Origin of the sequence: Streptomyces sp. NBC_00390 (genome assembly GCF_036057275.1) — a bacterium.
Taxonomy (GTDB): Bacteria; Actinomycetota; Actinomycetes; order Streptomycetales; family Streptomycetaceae; genus Streptomyces.
On the sequence record NZ_CP107945.1, the window covers coordinates 1,093,407 to 1,109,520 of the forward strand.

Annotated in this window: 8 protein-coding genes; 2 read left to right on the top strand and 6 right to left on the bottom strand. The window is 66.3% G+C overall.

Annotated features, from left to right (window positions below):
* Positions 1–29 precede the first annotated feature (29 nt).
* The 4 genes from pglX to OHS70_RS04650 form a co-directional block, all read right to left on the bottom strand.
* Complete coding sequence (gene pglX, locus OHS70_RS04635) at positions 30–3,647, bottom strand: BREX-2 system adenine-specific DNA-methyltransferase PglX (RefSeq protein WP_328393931.1); 3,618 nt, start codon at positions 3,645–3,647, stop codon at positions 30–32.
* Positions 3,644–8,281, bottom strand: coding sequence for a BREX system serine/threonine kinase PglW (gene pglW, locus OHS70_RS04640; protein ID WP_328393933.1), 4,638 nt, complete (start codon positions 8,279–8,281; stop codon positions 3,644–3,646). Before pglW ends, pglX begins: the two co-directional genes overlap by 4 nt.
* Positions 8,282–8,469: 188 nt before the next feature.
* Complete coding sequence (locus OHS70_RS04645) at positions 8,470–8,655, bottom strand: DUF397 domain-containing protein (protein WP_328393935.1); 186 nt, start codon at positions 8,653–8,655, stop codon at positions 8,470–8,472.
* Positions 8,634–9,476, bottom strand: coding sequence for a helix-turn-helix domain-containing protein (locus OHS70_RS04650; RefSeq protein WP_328393937.1), 843 nt, complete (start codon positions 9,474–9,476; stop codon positions 8,634–8,636). The genes OHS70_RS04645 and OHS70_RS04650 overlap by 22 nt, the downstream gene beginning before the upstream one ends.
* A gap of 268 nt (positions 9,477–9,744) precedes the next feature.
* Between OHS70_RS04650 and OHS70_RS04655 the strand changes: the two genes are divergently transcribed.
* Together OHS70_RS04655 and OHS70_RS04660 are read left to right on the top strand one after the other, a co-directional pair.
* Positions 9,745–11,034: a PIN domain-containing protein gene (locus tag OHS70_RS04655; RefSeq protein ID WP_328393939.1), complete on the top strand. Its 1,290-nt coding sequence runs from the start codon at positions 9,745–9,747 to the stop codon at positions 11,032–11,034.
* A gap of 291 nt (positions 11,035–11,325) precedes the next feature.
* Positions 11,326–11,454: a DUF6408 family protein gene (locus OHS70_RS04660; RefSeq protein ID WP_328393941.1), complete on the top strand. Its 129-nt coding sequence runs from the start codon at positions 11,326–11,328 to the stop codon at positions 11,452–11,454.
* A 56-nt stretch (positions 11,455–11,510) separates the two neighbouring features.
* Here OHS70_RS04660 and OHS70_RS04665 read toward each other — a convergent pair whose 3' ends face one another.
* Together OHS70_RS04665 and OHS70_RS04670 are read right to left on the bottom strand one after the other, a co-directional pair.
* On the bottom strand, positions 11,511–13,634 hold the full coding sequence (locus OHS70_RS04665) for a DUF2075 domain-containing protein (protein ID WP_328405407.1): 2,124 nt from the start codon (positions 13,632–13,634) through the stop codon (positions 11,511–11,513).
* Positions 13,635–13,895: 261 nt separating this feature from the next.
* Positions 13,896–15,779 (bottom strand): DNA/RNA helicase domain-containing protein, encoded by a 1,884-nt coding sequence (locus tag OHS70_RS04670; protein ID WP_328393943.1) that lies wholly within the window; start codon positions 15,777–15,779, stop codon positions 13,896–13,898.
* Positions 15,780–16,114: the final 335 nt, after the last annotated feature.

The window sequence follows — 16,114 nt, forward strand, 5'->3', positions numbered from 1 at the left end:
GTGGGGGCGGTCGGGTGGGGGGTGGACTGCTACTTCTTGGTGGTGGCGCGACGACCGCGGGTGGCTGCGGCGGGGCGCCAGTTGCGCAGGTCGTCGTCGGTGAGGCCGTGCTCGCCCTGCTTCTGCTGCCGGTACCCGGCGAAGAAGTCTGCTGGGGAGCCGCTGTAGTTCACCTCGAACTCGTTGTGCCACTGGTACAGCCACGGCTGGAGTTCGAGCAGGCCCGCGAGGAACGGGGTGATCTCCTCGGTGGAGAGCGGGTGGTTGGTGAAGTACGTGGCGAGGGCCTGGGCCTGCTCCCGGTGATCCCAGCCGGCCCACCCGTACAGCTCGGGGGTGGGGGTGTTGGTCTGCGCGTAGGAGATGAAGCGCTCCTTGGGCACGTCGAGCTTGCCGCGTGCCTTCCAGTAGGAGGCACGCAGGAAGTCGGCCGAGGTGTACTTCGGGGGTACGGGAATGGTGTCGCGGATCTTGCGCTTGGCAAGCTCGTCGGGAGCCGCGTCCTCCTTGCGCTGGAGGTCCCATACCTCTTCCCAGTCGGCGCGCTTCTTCATGCCGGCGGGCTTGTAGCGCAGGGCGGGGAGGTACGGGACGTGCTCGTCCGTGAGCAGTTCCGCGACGACCTTGGGGAGGTCCTTGCGGGGCGCGTAGAGCTTGGCGACGGAGACGAAGTCCTCGTCGCGGGAGAGCGCGTCCGTCAGGCGGGCGAGGGTGACGAGGGCGGGGAGGCCATTCTCGTCGTACCAGTGGTCGCGGGTTTCGATGCGGTCGAGGAGCCAGGAGCGCAGGGCCTTCTCCTGGAGGGCGTCCCAGCCTTCGGTAGCCCAGCGACGCTTGTACTCGGGGCGCTCGACCATGCCGATGGCGCGGTTCGACTCGATGGCGTCGATGCGCTTCTGGACGATGGCACGGTAGGGGGCGGGCCAGTGGGCCGGGATCTCCGTGATGGGGGTGGAATTATGGCGCTTGAACCACTCGTCGCTGGCCTCGCCCGCGGCGACGCGGCGCGCGAGGACGATCTCGAATGCGCGCTCGCCGAGAGCGAGTGCCGGGATGCTGGGGTCGTCAGGGTTCTCTGAGACACGCAGATCGCCTGAGTGGAGGTTGTAGAGGGCGTAGACGTGCCAGTCCAGCTCTTCTTGGAGGGCAACCATGCGGGCGCGAGCGGATTCCCACTGTACGCGTGCCTCGCGAAGTACGGCGATCGTAGGAATTACATTTGCCACTAGAGAGACGGGGCTAGTGGCGGCAAGCTGCTGCGCAAGGTTGTCGAGGGTCGTTGCAAGGGCGGTAGGGTATTCAGCGGGCAGCGGGAACTCTAGAATCTTGGTTCCTGTGAACTCGTAGAACTGCTCCCAGAGTTCCGTCTTGATGCCGGACTGATGCCCCTCAGTCCCTTTGCTGTGACTCACCATCTTGAGCCACAAGCCAGCTGTAGAGCTATTGAGCAGTCCGAGCAGCCGCAGGTGTTCCTCCTCGCCCGCTCCCTCTCGAAGCTTGATTACTGGCGAGGTACTGCCGAACAGCCTCGCATCACGGTCCAGAGCGAAATGATTGTGCGTAGCCACGAAGGGGAACGTGATACCCACTGGCGAGGCTAGCTTCCTGGGGTAACTCTCCAGATGCACGAACCAGGGACGACCATGCGCCGTGATGGTCTTGCCAAAGAGCTTGCGCCGAGAAAGGACGGTACGCGCCAACCAAAGATGCCTCGACACCAACACCGATGCGGCTGGCAGCGACCTGCAATTTTCCCCGTCTATGTATGGGTTGCAAAGCGTAACGGCATTCGTGATTTCGTAATCGCGAACGCTTGGTCCAGTTACGAGCTTGCGGACCGAATCAGCTAGATTCATGCGCCTAGCGGCTGCCGCGTCGGGAAGGAAGAAGATGTCATCTGCGCCAGACTTGGTAGTGCGGCCGATTGCATCAATCGCGTGAGTCAACTGCCTAGGCGATGCAGCTCGTAGCTGCTCTACCATCTCAAGGCCCCCATCGGCCAGAATCCACGGCTGCCTGCCGAAGTAACGATCACGCTCTAGATCGTCCACGGAGACCCACTGACTCACGGAACTTGGCTTATCGATCTGGTCCACAATCGCGTTCCACACCAGACCATCCTCGCCGTTCTCCGGCGTGGCGGGCTCACCCTGTACACTCCGCACGGTTCGAATGGTCTCTGCGCGTACGTTGCCGTTACGCCGCCTACCGATCAGAATTACAGTCGGCGTGCCGTGTCCCGGAACATATGCACCTGAAGTATCGATTACCTCCATCAGCTCGACTCGGTCACGGAAGTAGCTCTCAATGAGTTTAGTGCCGAACTCGCGCTTCATGAAGGAATTCGCCGTGATCTGCCCAACCAAGCCGTATCCGCACCCATCGACACCCCCCTTCCTTGCCAGCTCGAAAAACCTTTGAGCAAATGGCACGGAAAGGGCATAGCTGCCAGCACAGGCATCGTAAAGATCGCGATAGACCTTATTGAGGCTGGCGTCCTCCACCTGAATATACGGCGGATTTCCGACCACCACATGATACCGCCCCTGCTGCAAGATCCCGGGATGATCGCGTACGTCCTCCGTCGCAAATGAGAACTCCGCGAGCGGGTCCGTTCCCTTCTCATCAGCGCCCAGCGGCAATTCCATCTGTCGCGCCTTAATAAGCGAATCACCCACCGCCAGATGAATCGGCCACTCGCACTTCGCAGCATCGGTCATCGTCCGCAAACCACTCGTCGCCATAGCCGCAACCAACAACCGGAACCGTGCAATAGCCACCGCGAAGGGATTCAAGTCAACCCCGTGTACGGAGTCCAGAGCAGCCCGAACCCGCTCGTACACATCACGCCCCGGCTGCCCCTCACCCCACATCCGCACCAGTCGCCGGAACGCGCCCAGCACGAAGTGCCCCGACCCGCACGTCGGGTCGATCATCTTCAGGCCCTCGTACCCGAACTCCCGCACCGCCGGGTCCATCGTCCGGTCGAGGATGAACTCCTCGACGAACTCCGGCGTCTGGAGCAGCGCATACGTCTTCCGCGCCGCCTCGCTCAGGTCCTGGTACAGGTCACCCAGGAACCGCGTGTCCCACCCCTCCGTGCCGTCCTCGTTCAGTGGGTCCGTGAAGTCGTGGACGAGCGCCCCCGCCTCGTCCCTCCCCCGCCAGAACTCCACCAGCTCCCGCGCCCCGTCATGCGACAGCGGGATCTGGAACAGCGGGTTGTGCTTGCGGTCGAACAGCAGTCGACCCGCCTGCCCCGCGCCCAGCTCCTCGAAGGACTTCTCCAGCCAGCCCCGATACGTCGGATCCGCATCCGACTCCACGTACGCGTCGTACCGCGCCTCGGCAAGCTCCCGCCGGTCCCCGTCCGCACCCGTCAGGTACGGCTCCGGAATCAGACGGTTGTCCTCGCAGAACCGTATGAACACCGTCCCCAGCACCCACGCCACCGCGACCTGCGTGACCCGTTCCTCCAGCCACGAGTTCCAGGTCGCAGCCGTACGCCCCAGCTTGCGCGCCTGGTCGTACTCGGTCTTCAGTCGCACCCCGATCTCACCGTCGGCCCGCACCTGCCGCGCCAAGTCGATCTCGACCGCCTTCACCTGCTGCTTCAGGTCCCTTAACAGAGCCATACGGTCGATCACTTCGCGTCCCCCTCACGACCTGCCAAACCTAAGAAACCCTCACCGGACCCGCGATGGGCGTTGCCCACCCAGGTGTCCGGAAGCTGAATCCACTCCCCCAGGCCGGCCTGGTACGGCACGGCCACCTGCCCGAGCCGCGGCTCCCGCGACGGGTCGCCCTGCGGAACGAGCAGCCACAGGCCGCGCCCGCCCTGGCGCGCTGCCTCCGCCAGCCGGTCCAACACGCCCATCGCGCCGTACCGCGCAAACACCCCGGCCTCCGTCAGCAGCACAGGCCCGGTCCCGGAGCTCAGCAGCAGCTCACGCACCCGCGGCTCAACAGCACCCCATGCCGTGCGCGCGTACTCCGCGAACTTCATCGCGCCCCGCGAGCCCGCCTCTGCAACATCCGCCTTGAGCAGCGTCTCCCACGTCGGCTTGGTACCCGACGCGACCAGCCCGTGCATCGCCTCCAGGAACAACTCGGTCACCGAGACGACGCTCGCCCCGAACCGCTTGCCGCCCAACTCCTTTACCGCATCGCGCGACAGCCGCTGCGGCACCGTCAGCACCCGGTAGCCGTCCCGCCGTGCCGACGCCAGCAGCCGTTCCTCCGCGCGCACAGCGCCCGCCAGTTGCGGGTCGTCCGCGTACCGCGTTACCGAACCGCCGTGCGTGGACTGCCGCCAGACGCCGCTCGTGAGGTAGCTGGACGCGTGGTCCATGCGCGTCGGCAGGTAGCGCAGCGTCCTCGTGTCCTCGCGCGTGGACAGCGACAGGTCGAAGCCCGCGTCCCGCAACGCCTTCGTCAACGGGCCGCCCGTCGGCAGCTCGTGTGAGGCGCCGCCCCGCCCGTCCGGGACGACCAGCTCCGGGAAGCGCGCCCGCACCCGCTCGTGCACGTCGTCTCCCGTCAGGCCGGGCTGGCGGCCTTCCGGCACACCTGGGATGAGCCGCACCAGGCCCGCCTGCGTGAGTCGCAGCGCCCGTACCAGCGACAGGTCGCGCGGGTAGACCTCAAGCCGGGGCGTCGCGGCCGCGTTCACCGAGGCGGCGGCCGCCAGCTCGACCATGCGCCGCTCGTCCCAGTCGATGGTGCCCGGCGGCACAGTCAGCACGCCCAGCTCGGCCAGGACCGTCGCTGCGGTCGGCAGGGTGTCCAGCTTGGCCAACCGGTCGGCGGTACGGCCGAGCCGCATCGCATAGTCCAGCAGGCCGGGCGCGGTCGGAGTGTCGGGAGCGTCTTCCTCCCGTACGTCAAGCGCCAGCAGGCCCGCCCCCAGCGCCTCCTCGGTCGCCTTCCGGTTCGCCTGGTGCTGGAACTCCGCCTCGTCCGGGACGAGTTCCTCGACCTCCACCACAGCCCGCACAGCCGCGAGCGCCAGTGCCCTTCGCTGCTCGCGCTCGACCAGCTGGGTGCCGCGCCGCACGGCCAGCGCGTCCGTGATCTCGGCGGCGGACGCAACACGCCCCATCCCGGCCAGGAGCTCCAGGATCTCGGTCCGCAGCGCCTGCACCGCCGCGTGGCCCTTCCACCGCTTGCGTTCCTCCATGAGCATCTGCGAAATGCGTTGGGATGTGACGCCCACCCCGTCAGCCACGTCCTTCGGCCTGGGCCACACACCGATGTCCGGCAGCACACCGTGCTCGTTGGGCAGACGCAGCAGCAGCCGCACCATCTCCGCCTTGTTGCGGTTGGAACCGTTGTTGTTGATCGCCGGGACGAAGATCGTGGCCAGGGTATCGAGGCTGATGGAGCGCAGTGTCCGGGCCGACAGGCCACCCGCCGCATCGCTCGTCGCGAGCGTGCCGGCGAGCGCGGACTCGGCGGCGGTGAGCTGCTCCAGCTCCTCCTTGGCCTCGGCCCGCCCCTTCGGCGTGAGCGGCGAGACCGGCGCCTCGCGCAGCTTCTCGCCCCACTCGCGCTGGCGCCGCTGGACCTCGTTGCGGGTCTTGGCGCCCAGGCCAGGTGCGTTGACGAGCTTGCGGCGGCTGTAGTCGAGCAGTTCGCCGACCGTCGTCACACCGAGCCCGTAGAGGAACGACTCGGCCGCACCCGTCAGGCCTGCCACCGATAGCGGGGTGTCCCGCTGAACCTCGGCGGCGAGCCGGTCGCGCTGCTGCTCGGCGGTCTCCGGCTCGGCTTCCGCGATGACGGCTGCCGCCGTCTCACCCGTCTCAGGGTGCCGACTGCGGTGGCTGGACGGCACGGCCTGCGAGGCGTCGAGGAAGATCTTCCTCCAGGCGTCCCGCATCGGCTTCAGCTCGCGGAACCGCTTGCCCGCGTCCCGGTGCAGCGCCTTCTGGAAGAACGCGACGAGCCCGTCCCGTACGGCCGGGTCGAAGGCCTCGGCCGCGATGGTCGGGTACGGCCACTCCTTCTGGTCCGTCATCCGCGGCAGTACGGATCCGTCGCCCCACTTGGGCAGTTCGCCGGACGCCATCTGATGCAGGGTGACGGCCACGGCGTACCGCTCGGCGTGGGAGTCGTACGAGCCGCGGGTCAGGATGCCGGCGAACGGGTCGAGGTAGCCCTCCGTGCCCGCCTCGACCTCCTTCGCCGGGTATCCGGCGAGCGAGAAGTCGATCAGCACCAGCTCGCGGGTGCGGTTGGGGCGGACGCGAATCGCGATGTTGTCCGGCTTGATGTCGCGGTGCCAGACGCCCTCGCCCTCCAGGAAGTCGACGGCGCCGAAGAGATAGTCGCCGTACGCTTCCAGCTGGTCGATCGGGAGCCGGCCACTCTCGCGGAGCTGGCGGGCGACGGTCTCCTCGCGGCGGCGACTCCGCGAACTGCCCTCGGCTGTCTCGGTGTTGTCATCGCGTTCGTCGCCGACGTACTCCAGGGCAAGGACCGTACGGCCCGCGATGGTGAGCGGCTCCGGCTCGACGAGGCGGATGATGCCCGAGTCGGGACGCAGCCGCCCCATGACCTCGGCCTCGCGGGCGAGGATCTCGCCGCGGTTGTCGGAGAGCGCCACCTTGAGCACGGCCAGCGGGCGCGTCTTCTTCACATCGGCCTGGAGGTCGCGTACGAGGAAGGCGCGGCTGGTCGAACCCGTGCCCAGCCGGCGCCGGACCTCCCAGCGGCGGTCGAGCACATCGCCGGCGACCGCTTCGAGGGGGTCCTTCTCGGGGGCGTCGGGGGTGGTGGCGGACGCGGGAGCCGTGAGGGAGTCCTCGACGATCTCCAGCATTTCCAGGAATTCGTCGACCGTGGACAGACGCTGCTGCGGCCGGTACGCGGTGGCGGCCTGCACCAGGTCGTCGATGTCCTCGGACAGACCATCCACGAGGGAGCTGGGACGCAGGCCCTCCCCCGCTTCCAGACGGGCCAACAGTTCAGCCTGGCTCGCTGCCGGGGCCTTGCCCGTGACCAGTAGATAGGTGAGGACTCCGAGCCCGTACACATCCAGATATACGGGGTCGGCGTTGAGCGCGGTCAGCTCGGGTGCGAGGTAGGCGTCGGACTCCTCGCTGAGGTGCATGGCCGACAGGGCGGTCGGCGCGAACCCCGATATGCCTGGTCCCTGGCCCTGGGACGAATCGCTGCTGCGCTGGGTGGCGATCTGCCAGTCGGAGACCTGGAGGTGCGGGGTGAGCCAGGCCGCCTCCTCCTCCACGGTCTCCCCCCGCCGACCCCGTCGGCGGGACAAGACGAGCACGGAACGGGCGGCGAGGGCCCGGTGGTATATACGGCTGGAGTGCGCCGACCGCATCGTCTCGGCGAGTTGCCGTACGAGCGCCATCCGGCCGAGTATGTCGAGCTTCTGCCCGAACCGGACCAGATACTCGTCCAGCTTCAAGGTCTGGGGCTGGTAGTCGAAGATCAGGGCGGGTCCCGCGGAGTGCCCGGACGGGTCGTACTGCTTGAGCTGCACTGCGCCCGGGTGACGGAAGCGGCGCAGGACCGCCGCTTCACGCCGGGCGGCGCTTTCCACGGACCGGCGGATCGAGGCGTCCGAGCCGCGTTCCCGTAGGTAGATGCGGACACGGGCATGCTCGGGCAGCTCGCTGTGGCGGGCCAGGTAGTCGGCCCAGGTCGGCCCGGAGTCGAAGGACTTACGCTCCAGCTCGTACGGCCCGACCTTGTACTCGGCGTCGCTGCGGCGGATGCCGACCCGTTCGAGCGCGGTCTTGATCTCACGGGAGCCGACCGCAGTGATCCGGCGCCGCTCGTCACGCGGCGGCCGCTTCAGCATCTCGACCAGTTCGGAGACCGTGTACACGCCGTTCTGGTCGTGGGCGGGCAGCCGCACGCGCAGCGAGTTGTCGGTGAAGCAGACCGCCTCGCCGACCCACACGCGCTTGCCGTTCTGGCCGAGCAGGCCGGCCAGTTCCTTGGCCTTCTTGTTGACCAGGTGCAGCGGGTTGCCGTGCGTGCGTCGGTAGCCGCCGGGCGTGGTCTGCACCCAGGTGCCGTTCTCGGAGGTGATCGAGCCGTGCCAGTCCTTCAGCTCGATCACGTACACACCACCGGGGGCAACGACGAGCAGATCGACCTCGCGGACATGCCCGGTGTTCGCGGTGAACGTGAAGTTCGACCAAGCCCGCCACGGGTCGGAGTCCTGGAGTCTCTCGCGAATGGCCTCCAGGCCGCGGCGTTCGTGATCGAACTCGGACTCGGTGACCGTCGTCCACCGGCCTACCCGCATGCACTGTCCCCGCTCATCGATCCGCCGTTCGGGCATCCGGGGACCACCCGCCTCGGAGGACCGAACCCCCTTACAGATCCTAGTGGTTGGGAGATGAGTAGGGAATACGAAGATCCGAAGAGTGGGAGACCGGAACCGTGCGGCAAGCGCTCTGAGCTCTTGCCGCGAGCCTCAAGACCGCAGGCGGATCAGAGGTTGGCGTATCCGACGAAATCGGCCCAAGCCGCCTGCGATACCGAGAAGCACGGCCCGTCCTTCTCCTTGGAGTCACGGACGTGGACGGCCTCGGGTCGGCACGCGACTTCCACGCAGCTGTCACCCTCGGAACCGCTGTAGCTGCTCTTGAACCAGTTCAGCTCGTCGGTGGTGCACATAGCGTTCCTCTCATCCGCTTCAACAGGTCCGCCGAGTCCGCCGGGGGCAGGGCCTGTGAGCGCATCTTGGCATAGCGCATCTGCAGCACGCTGACCGCTTTCGGGTCAGTGATCAGCTGTCCCGTCTTCTGTCCCTCCGAGTAGCCGAGCCACTTGTTGTCCGGCGTCTCCAGAAGCTGCATCGGGCCGTCCGAACCGGCGTGGTGCGGCTGCCGCAGTGGCATGATCTGCAGCTCGACGTTCCACAACTCGGCCTGGGCGATGAGGTGGTCGAGGAGTTCCCGCGTGACGTCCTCGCCGCCGGTGTACCGCAGCAGCACCGACTCCTCGACGATGAAGTTGAACGCGATCGGCGGCCTGCGGCTCAGCAGCTCTTGCCGCTCCATGCGTACGGCGATGCGCTCCGTCACCTCCTCCTCGGTGGGCGGCGGCGGGACGTTGAGCATCACGGCGCGTGTGTAGGCCTCGGTCTGAAGCAGACCGGGCACCACCCGGCACTCGTACGTACACAGACTGACCGCTGTCGCCTCCAGTTGCGCCCACAACCGGAACCACGCCGCCAGGCCCGGCCGACGCGACACATGCCGGGCCACCGCCCGCAGCACGCCGAACGAGTCCAGGGACTCCTCGGCCCGCTCGATGAAGTGGGCGGTCGGCATTCGCCGGCCCTGCTCGATCGACGCGACCGAGGCGATCGAGTAGTTCAACCGCTCGGCGAGCTGCTCCTGCGTCAGTAAGGCCCGTTCCCTAAAGATTTTCAATGCCGCCCCGAACGCCTTGAGGCTGTCGGACTGTTCGGGTGCACTGCTGATGCTCGCCATGGGCGGCGACCCCCTCGTCGCGCTCGTCGCACTCCTTGCATCGTTACAACGAGTCCACGGTCGCCTGGGGTTACTCGTACAGTCCAGAGAGTGAGCCGGTACAAGGATCAGGAGTACGAGTGGGCCTGCCCGAGCCTCGCAGGGCAGCACGTACACGCCACGATTCACTTCCCCTATTCGACGTCCCCCGGAATGGATGAAGCGCTAGCGTCGTCAACGATTGCGCCGACCCGATGTGTCGGCGAACGCCAGGCAGGTGGGGGCCAGCATGACGAGCAAAGCAGCGACGGACTCCAACGGCCGTGGAATCTTCGACGACTTCGGGGCCTTCCATTCGCCGACCACAGCAGACTTCACCACGGTCCTGACGAGTGGGTTGGTCGCGACCGACGCGAACGTGTTGCTCAACCTCTACCGGTACACGGAGCAAGCTCGCGCCGATCTTCTCGGAGCGCTTCACTCCCTGGGCGACCGCCTGTGGATCCCTCACCAGGTGCTTCTGGAGTTCTGGCGGAATCGGGAGACGACGATCTCGGATGCCCGGTCGACCAGTACGAAGGCCGCGCAGGAGATGAGCGGGCACTCCGCACAAGCCATACAGACACTGCGGACCTGGGCGAATCGCGTCGCTTTGAGCGATGAAGAGTTCGATGAACTCCGTGACCGCTTGACCGAAATCTTCGACGAGACGCGGAAGAAGATCGCCGAGGTCGGTGAAGGTGAGTGGCAGAGCATCACCCATGACACGGGGGCCGATCCCGTGGTCAACATTCTGAAACGAGCACTCGACGGCAGAGTCGGCGCACCGTTCGTCCTCGATGAAGTCCCCAAGCTCGTGGAGAGGGGGAAGGAACGCGTCAAGCTCCGTGTTCCACCTGGCTACATGGATGCCAAGAAGGACGGTGACGGCCCCGTCGGGGACTTCTTCGTGTGGGAACAACTGCTGCGCGAAGCCGCTCGACGCCGCTGCGACGTTCTCTTCGTCACTGCGGACGCCAAGGAGGACTGGTGGAGGAAGGAACGCGGGATCAATCGCGGCCCTCGTCCCGAACTGACAGCGGAGTTGCGAGCCCGGGCCGGCAGTCGGCTCTTTCTCTTGACGCCCAAGCAGTTCCTGGAGGCCGCTGCTCCCATCCTGCAGTTCAGCCTCCAAGCCGACTCGGTCAAGGACATCGAACGCGTCGAGAGCATCGAGGCTGAGGACACACACGGGGGATGGACCGCCACGGCTCTGGATGAGCTTTTCCGCGGGCTCACCTATGAGGGCTACGGTGATCGCGTTGAAGTCATCCGCTACGCGGCTGAGATGGACGGGCACATTGAAGCTGTGTCCGTGTACGACATCTGTGACTATGACGACGACCGCAGCCTCAGGGGCTTCACCAAACCGGTCAAGCGGATCAGCAGCAACCTGCAAAGGCAAGGGCTCCTCCCGGATCACGCGGTACCGGTGCTCAAGGCTGAATACAGGAACGGGCCAGGCCGGGCCTCCGGCTTCAGTGTCCACCCTCTGGTTGTCCCGCTCGTCAACGACCCGACGGATGACGCGGAGGAGTAGCGAGTCCCTCAGGGCATCCATGCATCGTGGAACTACCGGATGAGAGATGGGTTCTGGCCCATCTCTTGTCTGGATCTTGATGCCAACGTCTGTTCAGGTGATGGCAACTGATCAGTGCATTAGAGTCGTTGGCGCTGTGCTGCTCCCCAGGAGTGCTAGGCGGCGTTCAGGTGCCGGTCCTCGGCCGTGACTGACGAGTGGTTTCCATCGCGTGACTTCACGTGGTGTGGGTGCGGATGCCCGGTAGGGCCGTCCCTGCCATTCCCAGCTCACGCCAAGGAGTGGTCACGCATGAACCCCGTTGAGTACGCGCCGGCACGTCGTCACAGGCTCCGCAGGATCCTGAACGACATCGCCGTAGGAATCGTCGCCAATCTCATGGTGGCGGCTCTGACGGCGGCAGCGAACCTGCTCTTCTGAGGCAGGTAGGTGGCGGGCCTGGGAGGGCCCGCCACTCCCTAACTGGCTGAGCTGCGTCAGAACAGCCGCAGCTCGGGCTCCGGCGGGCCGGGCTTCTTGCGGTTCCTTCGCGTGCGCTTGGCCCCTCGTGCTCGAGGGCGCGGTAGGTGCGGCACGCGCGCCTCCCTCGGAAGGTTCTCCCAGGTCGGGCGCAGCCCATGGATCTCGACCTTCCCCACCAACTTTTTCAGGTATCTCCGGGTCTCCTCGTCCGTGGAATAGAGCACTGTCGCACGGCTCGCTCGCGTCATCAGCACGTGGTAGGCGTGGCGCACGAGCCGTGCGAACTCCGCGTCGTCGACACTGCCGGCCTTGACCTTCGGATCGAACGAACCAGGCAGTCCGACACGCTTGACGTCCGAGTCCTCAAGTTTGCGCTCCTTTCCCCGGCGGAACACCCATCGCCCGTCACGGCGCACCATGTCGTCGCCCATGATCACTCCGCACCAGTCCCATTCGAGGCCCTGAGCTGTGTAGACACAGCCGATCTGACCGAGCCCGTTCGGGTGCACGGACCAGATCCTCGAAGGCGGCGCATCGTTCTCGCAGAACGACTCGCTGTCCGCATTCCACGGCCGGTGCCAATCGCCGATGCGGACGTCGGCCTCCAACCTCTTCTCCTCGCCGAGGGGCTTGGTCCAAGGCCAGCAGTAGCCCGCGACCATCCGCGCAGACGCCCCGGCAAGTGCCTCGGAACGGATGATCCGTTCCAGCTCTTCCGGCGTCTCCGCCACTTCGACATGCATCAGGCCGTCCGGCTTCCAGTCGTCCGGCTCGCCAGAAACCCCGAGCAGGGCACGTACCCAACGGATGTAGGCGTCACTCCCGCCACATCGGAACTGCTCGCGAAGACCGAAGGGCTTGAGCAGTGCGCCGTGCCGCTGCGCGGCGTCCTTGATCAGTTCGACAGTGCCGACCTCGTTCGGCCGCACGGACTGCCCTTCGTCAAGGAAGAAGACGGTCAGACGGGACGCATTCAGGAGCTCGTCGACCTGAGGTTGTGTGCCTTGTTGCTCGGGCTTCCAGAAACGGCTGGTCGAGCGGTCCCGCAGGCGGTGGGCCTCGTCGCAGATGAGAACGTCGAGCGGCGGGTCGGGGGGCGTCACGAAGCTGCTGAAGTACGTGAACGTTTCTCTGAACTCGCGGTCCCCGTATCCGACGTGCTCCTGGATCGCGCCGTTGAAGGCCCTGCTGCCACTGGCGTACTTCACCGTCCGGCCCTGCGACTCCAGCTCGGCCTTGATCTGGAGGCCGATGGCGCTCTTACCGGTCCCGGCACCTCCGGTCACCAGAAACACCACACGCCGCTCGTCCGGCACGAGGGCAGGGTGCCGGGGATCCGGCAGGACATTCGCGGCTGTTTCCAGGATCTGATCGGCGACCGCCTTCTGGCGTCCACGCAACGTGAACACGGTGTCGTCACCCCGTGCCCAGATCATCGCGTCGAGCAGAGGTGTGTTCCGCAGTCCCATCCCCCGCATGAGCTTCTCGGCCGCAGAGGCGGCTCCCTCCTCTGCGAAGGCTTTTCGCAGATTGGATCGCAGGTCCTCACGACGGTCGTTCGTGTACACCTGTGCGTACGGGCCGGTCGGTGCATCGACGTCGAGAAGAGGCCGGACGGAGTCCTCGGTGGCATTGTGCAGAAAGGCGAAGCCGCCGCATTCGAAGTCGGTGTCGGCCCCGACCAACGGCCCCCTGCTGCCGGTGAATGCCTCGTAGTACTCGCGAAGCTGCAGGACCGGATGCTCCTTCTTGTCCATCCCGGACGTACGGACCCAGTCCGCGGTGGCCTGTTCCACGCGCGTCACCGTCGACCAGCGCTTCAGTTCAACGAGCTGCACGGACATGTGCTGCTCCTGCGGGTGACGACCCACGAGCACGACGTCGATGAGCCGAGGTCCATCCGGACGGTCCGCTTCGTCGAGCGTGACGGCGCACTCGACGATCATCTCCACGTTGCCGCGATCGGCGGCAACCAGTTCCGTGGCCAAGCTGACCAGGCTCTCCGCCCACGCCGCACGCTCCGACTCCGAAGCGTCCGCACCACGAAAGTGCCGCCACCTGGCGGCCAGGTGCGGCACCATACGATGACGTGAGTTCAGAGTGAGCAGATCCTGGGCAGCCAGCTTCAGCAGGAGCATGGACACGAGGTGGTTCCCCCAGGGCACGAGTGACTCGTGCGGGTGGGGGCGTGTCCTAGCAGGAAGCCCGTCGGGCCGCGACCGGTGGAAATGATCTTAGGGGCGCGGCTACACCGACTGGCGACGTCGGCTCATGACCGTCCTGATCGGCCTGCTCCTTGGCCGGATCCCGTCCCCGGCGTGTGCCCAAGAGGTACCCCACGGCCACTCACGATGCGCCGCGGCGTGTGGAATCCGCTGCCTCATGCGCTCCCGTCCACCTCATACCGCGGCGACCTCACGCTGAGCCCCCACCAATTCCCTCAGTTTCTCGCGCGTCTCCGGGTCCGTGGAGTACACGACCGTTCCGACCATGCCGCGTGTGAGCAGCACCTTGTAGGTGTTGCGGATCAGGCGGTCCACGTCTGCGTCCGGCGTGGACTTCTTGAACACCGGGTCCTTGGAGGCCGTGCGGTCGGTCACCCACTTGTCCCTGCGCCAAACCAGGTCCGGGCCGATGATGACGCCGGACCAGTCGTACTCGAAGCCCTGCGCCGTGTACACGCAGCCGATCTGACCGAATCCGGCCGGGTCGGTGGCCCAGAGGGCCGACGGCGGTGCGCCTGAGACGGCACGGTCACCACGGAGGTTCCAGGGGCGGGTCCAGCCACCGATCACCACATCCGCGGGGAGCGGGTCCCCCGGCTTGGGCTCCTTCGACCAAGGCCAGCAGTAGCCGGCGGACATACGGGCGCCGTACCCCTGGGCGCGACGGCCTTCGAGAAACACCTCCACCTCCTCCGGGCTGTCGGCGATCAGGAGTTGCATACGGTCGTCGGGTTCCCAGCGGACCGGGCCGCCCGGCTCCAGGCCGAGCAGTCGTACCACCCACCGGAGGTAGGCGTCGCTACCGCCGCAGCGGAATTGGCTGTCCAGCGGGACGACATGGCAGGCGAAGCCCTTCTTCGCGGCGACCGCCTTGATCTCGGCCACCGTGCCCATCTCGCCTGGCCTCACCACCTGGTGCTCGTCGAGGAGGAAGACCGGAACGCGAGCCACGTCGATCAGTTCTTCTATCTGCGGCCGGCCGGTACGGTGGGAGGCCGGGGTGTAGCGGTTGGCGGAAGTCTCGCGGATACGGTGGGCTTCGTCGCAGATCAGTACGTCGAGGGTATTCTTTTCGGCTGTCATGAAGCTGTTGAAGTACTTGAAAAGGTCCTGCACTTCGCGCTTGCGGGCGCCCGCAACCTTGCGCATCGTCTTGGTGAACGACTGGGACCCGGTGGCGTGCAAGGCTGGGACGCCCTGCCGGTAGAGCTCTCCGAGCAGCGAGAGTGCGATGACGCTCTTGCCGGTGCCGGGTCCTCCCGTGACGATCACGACCTCCTTGTGGTCGGACCGCTTCGCCTTGCTGACGGCGTTGAGCACCATGCGGTACGCGACCTGCTGCTCGTCCAGCAGGACAAACTGTTCGCGATCGCGGACCTCTTCGGCCGCGACGGCCATCAGCTGCTTGGAGGGGACAGGCTTGCCGGCGAGGAGTTCGTCGGCCGCGTCTGCGCCCGGGTGTCTGTCGCTCAGCTTGGTGCGGAGGTGGTCCAGGAACTGGCCCCGGCGCTCAGCAGTGAAGAGCTGGCCCCGGTCGTCGACTTCGATCTCACGCAGTCCGGTGACACCGAACTCAGTGGCGTTGTGGAGGAAGGCGACGCCCGCAACGCGTTCGGGGTGCCCTGCGAGCGCGCCGTTGAAGTTGACGAGGTACTCGCAGTACCGCCGCACCTGCTCGATGGGGTTGAGGACAGGGCGCGCGTAGGCGTCGATGCGGCATAGGGCTGGGTCGTCCTCGTCAGGGGTGGCCTGGCTCCACTGCTTGAGCTCGACCACGACGTACGACGGTTCCCCGGTGACCGGGTGCACGCCCGCCAGCACAACGTCCGCCCGCTTGCTGTTCAGCGGCAGCGCGTACTCGAGCATGACCTCCACGTCCCCGAGGCCGGCTTCGTTCAGGGCGTTGACCAGCGTCGGGATGCTGCGCTCCCAGGAGCGGACCTCGGAGGAGCCAGGTCGGTAACCATGCATATGGAAGAACTGCTCGGTGAGGTGAAGGAACAGAGAGCTGTCCAGCGCCATCGCCGCGACCGACGTGGCTGAAGCACGCAGCAACAAGGACTTCCCCCAGGCAGCACGAAGTGACTCGTGCGGGTGGGGGCATGTCCTTCGAGACTCCACCAAGGTGGAGCGGAAGCCCGTCGGGCCGCGATGACGATGTGATCAAGAATACCTGTGCGAGACGTGAGCAACAGAGGCTTGCATCGGGTAGCAGACGCTGCCCACCCACTGCGGCGCGTACACCCCTTGTCGACACCGCGCGTGTCACGAACCGCCGTGGGCTTGACCATTGATTTTGGACACGGTTTATGCGGCTGGGCCAGGGTTGCGGCGGGAGACGAGGTCGATCACGGTGGTCAGGTGGAGGAACTTCCCGCTGGTCAGCGGGAGAT

Coding starts and splice junctions, on each gene's coding strand:
- pglW (WP_328393933.1), bottom strand. CDS start 8,281: ATGCGGGTAGGCCGGTGGACGACGGTCACCGAGTCCGAGTTCGATCAC.
- OHS70_RS04645 (WP_328393935.1), bottom strand. CDS start 8,655: ATGTGCACCACCGACGAGCTGAACTGGTTCAAGAGCAGCTACAGCGGT.
- OHS70_RS04650 (WP_328393937.1), bottom strand. CDS start 9,476: ATGGCGAGCATCAGCAGTGCACCCGAACAGTCCGACAGCCTCAAGGCG.
- OHS70_RS04655 (WP_328393939.1), top strand. CDS start 9,745: ATGACGAGCAAAGCAGCGACGGACTCCAACGGCCGTGGAATCTTCGAC.
- OHS70_RS04660 (WP_328393941.1), top strand. CDS start 11,326: ATGAACCCCGTTGAGTACGCGCCGGCACGTCGTCACAGGCTCCGCAGG.
- OHS70_RS04665 (WP_328405407.1), bottom strand. CDS start 13,634: ATGCTCCTGCTGAAGCTGGCTGCCCAGGATCTGCTCACTCTGAACTCA.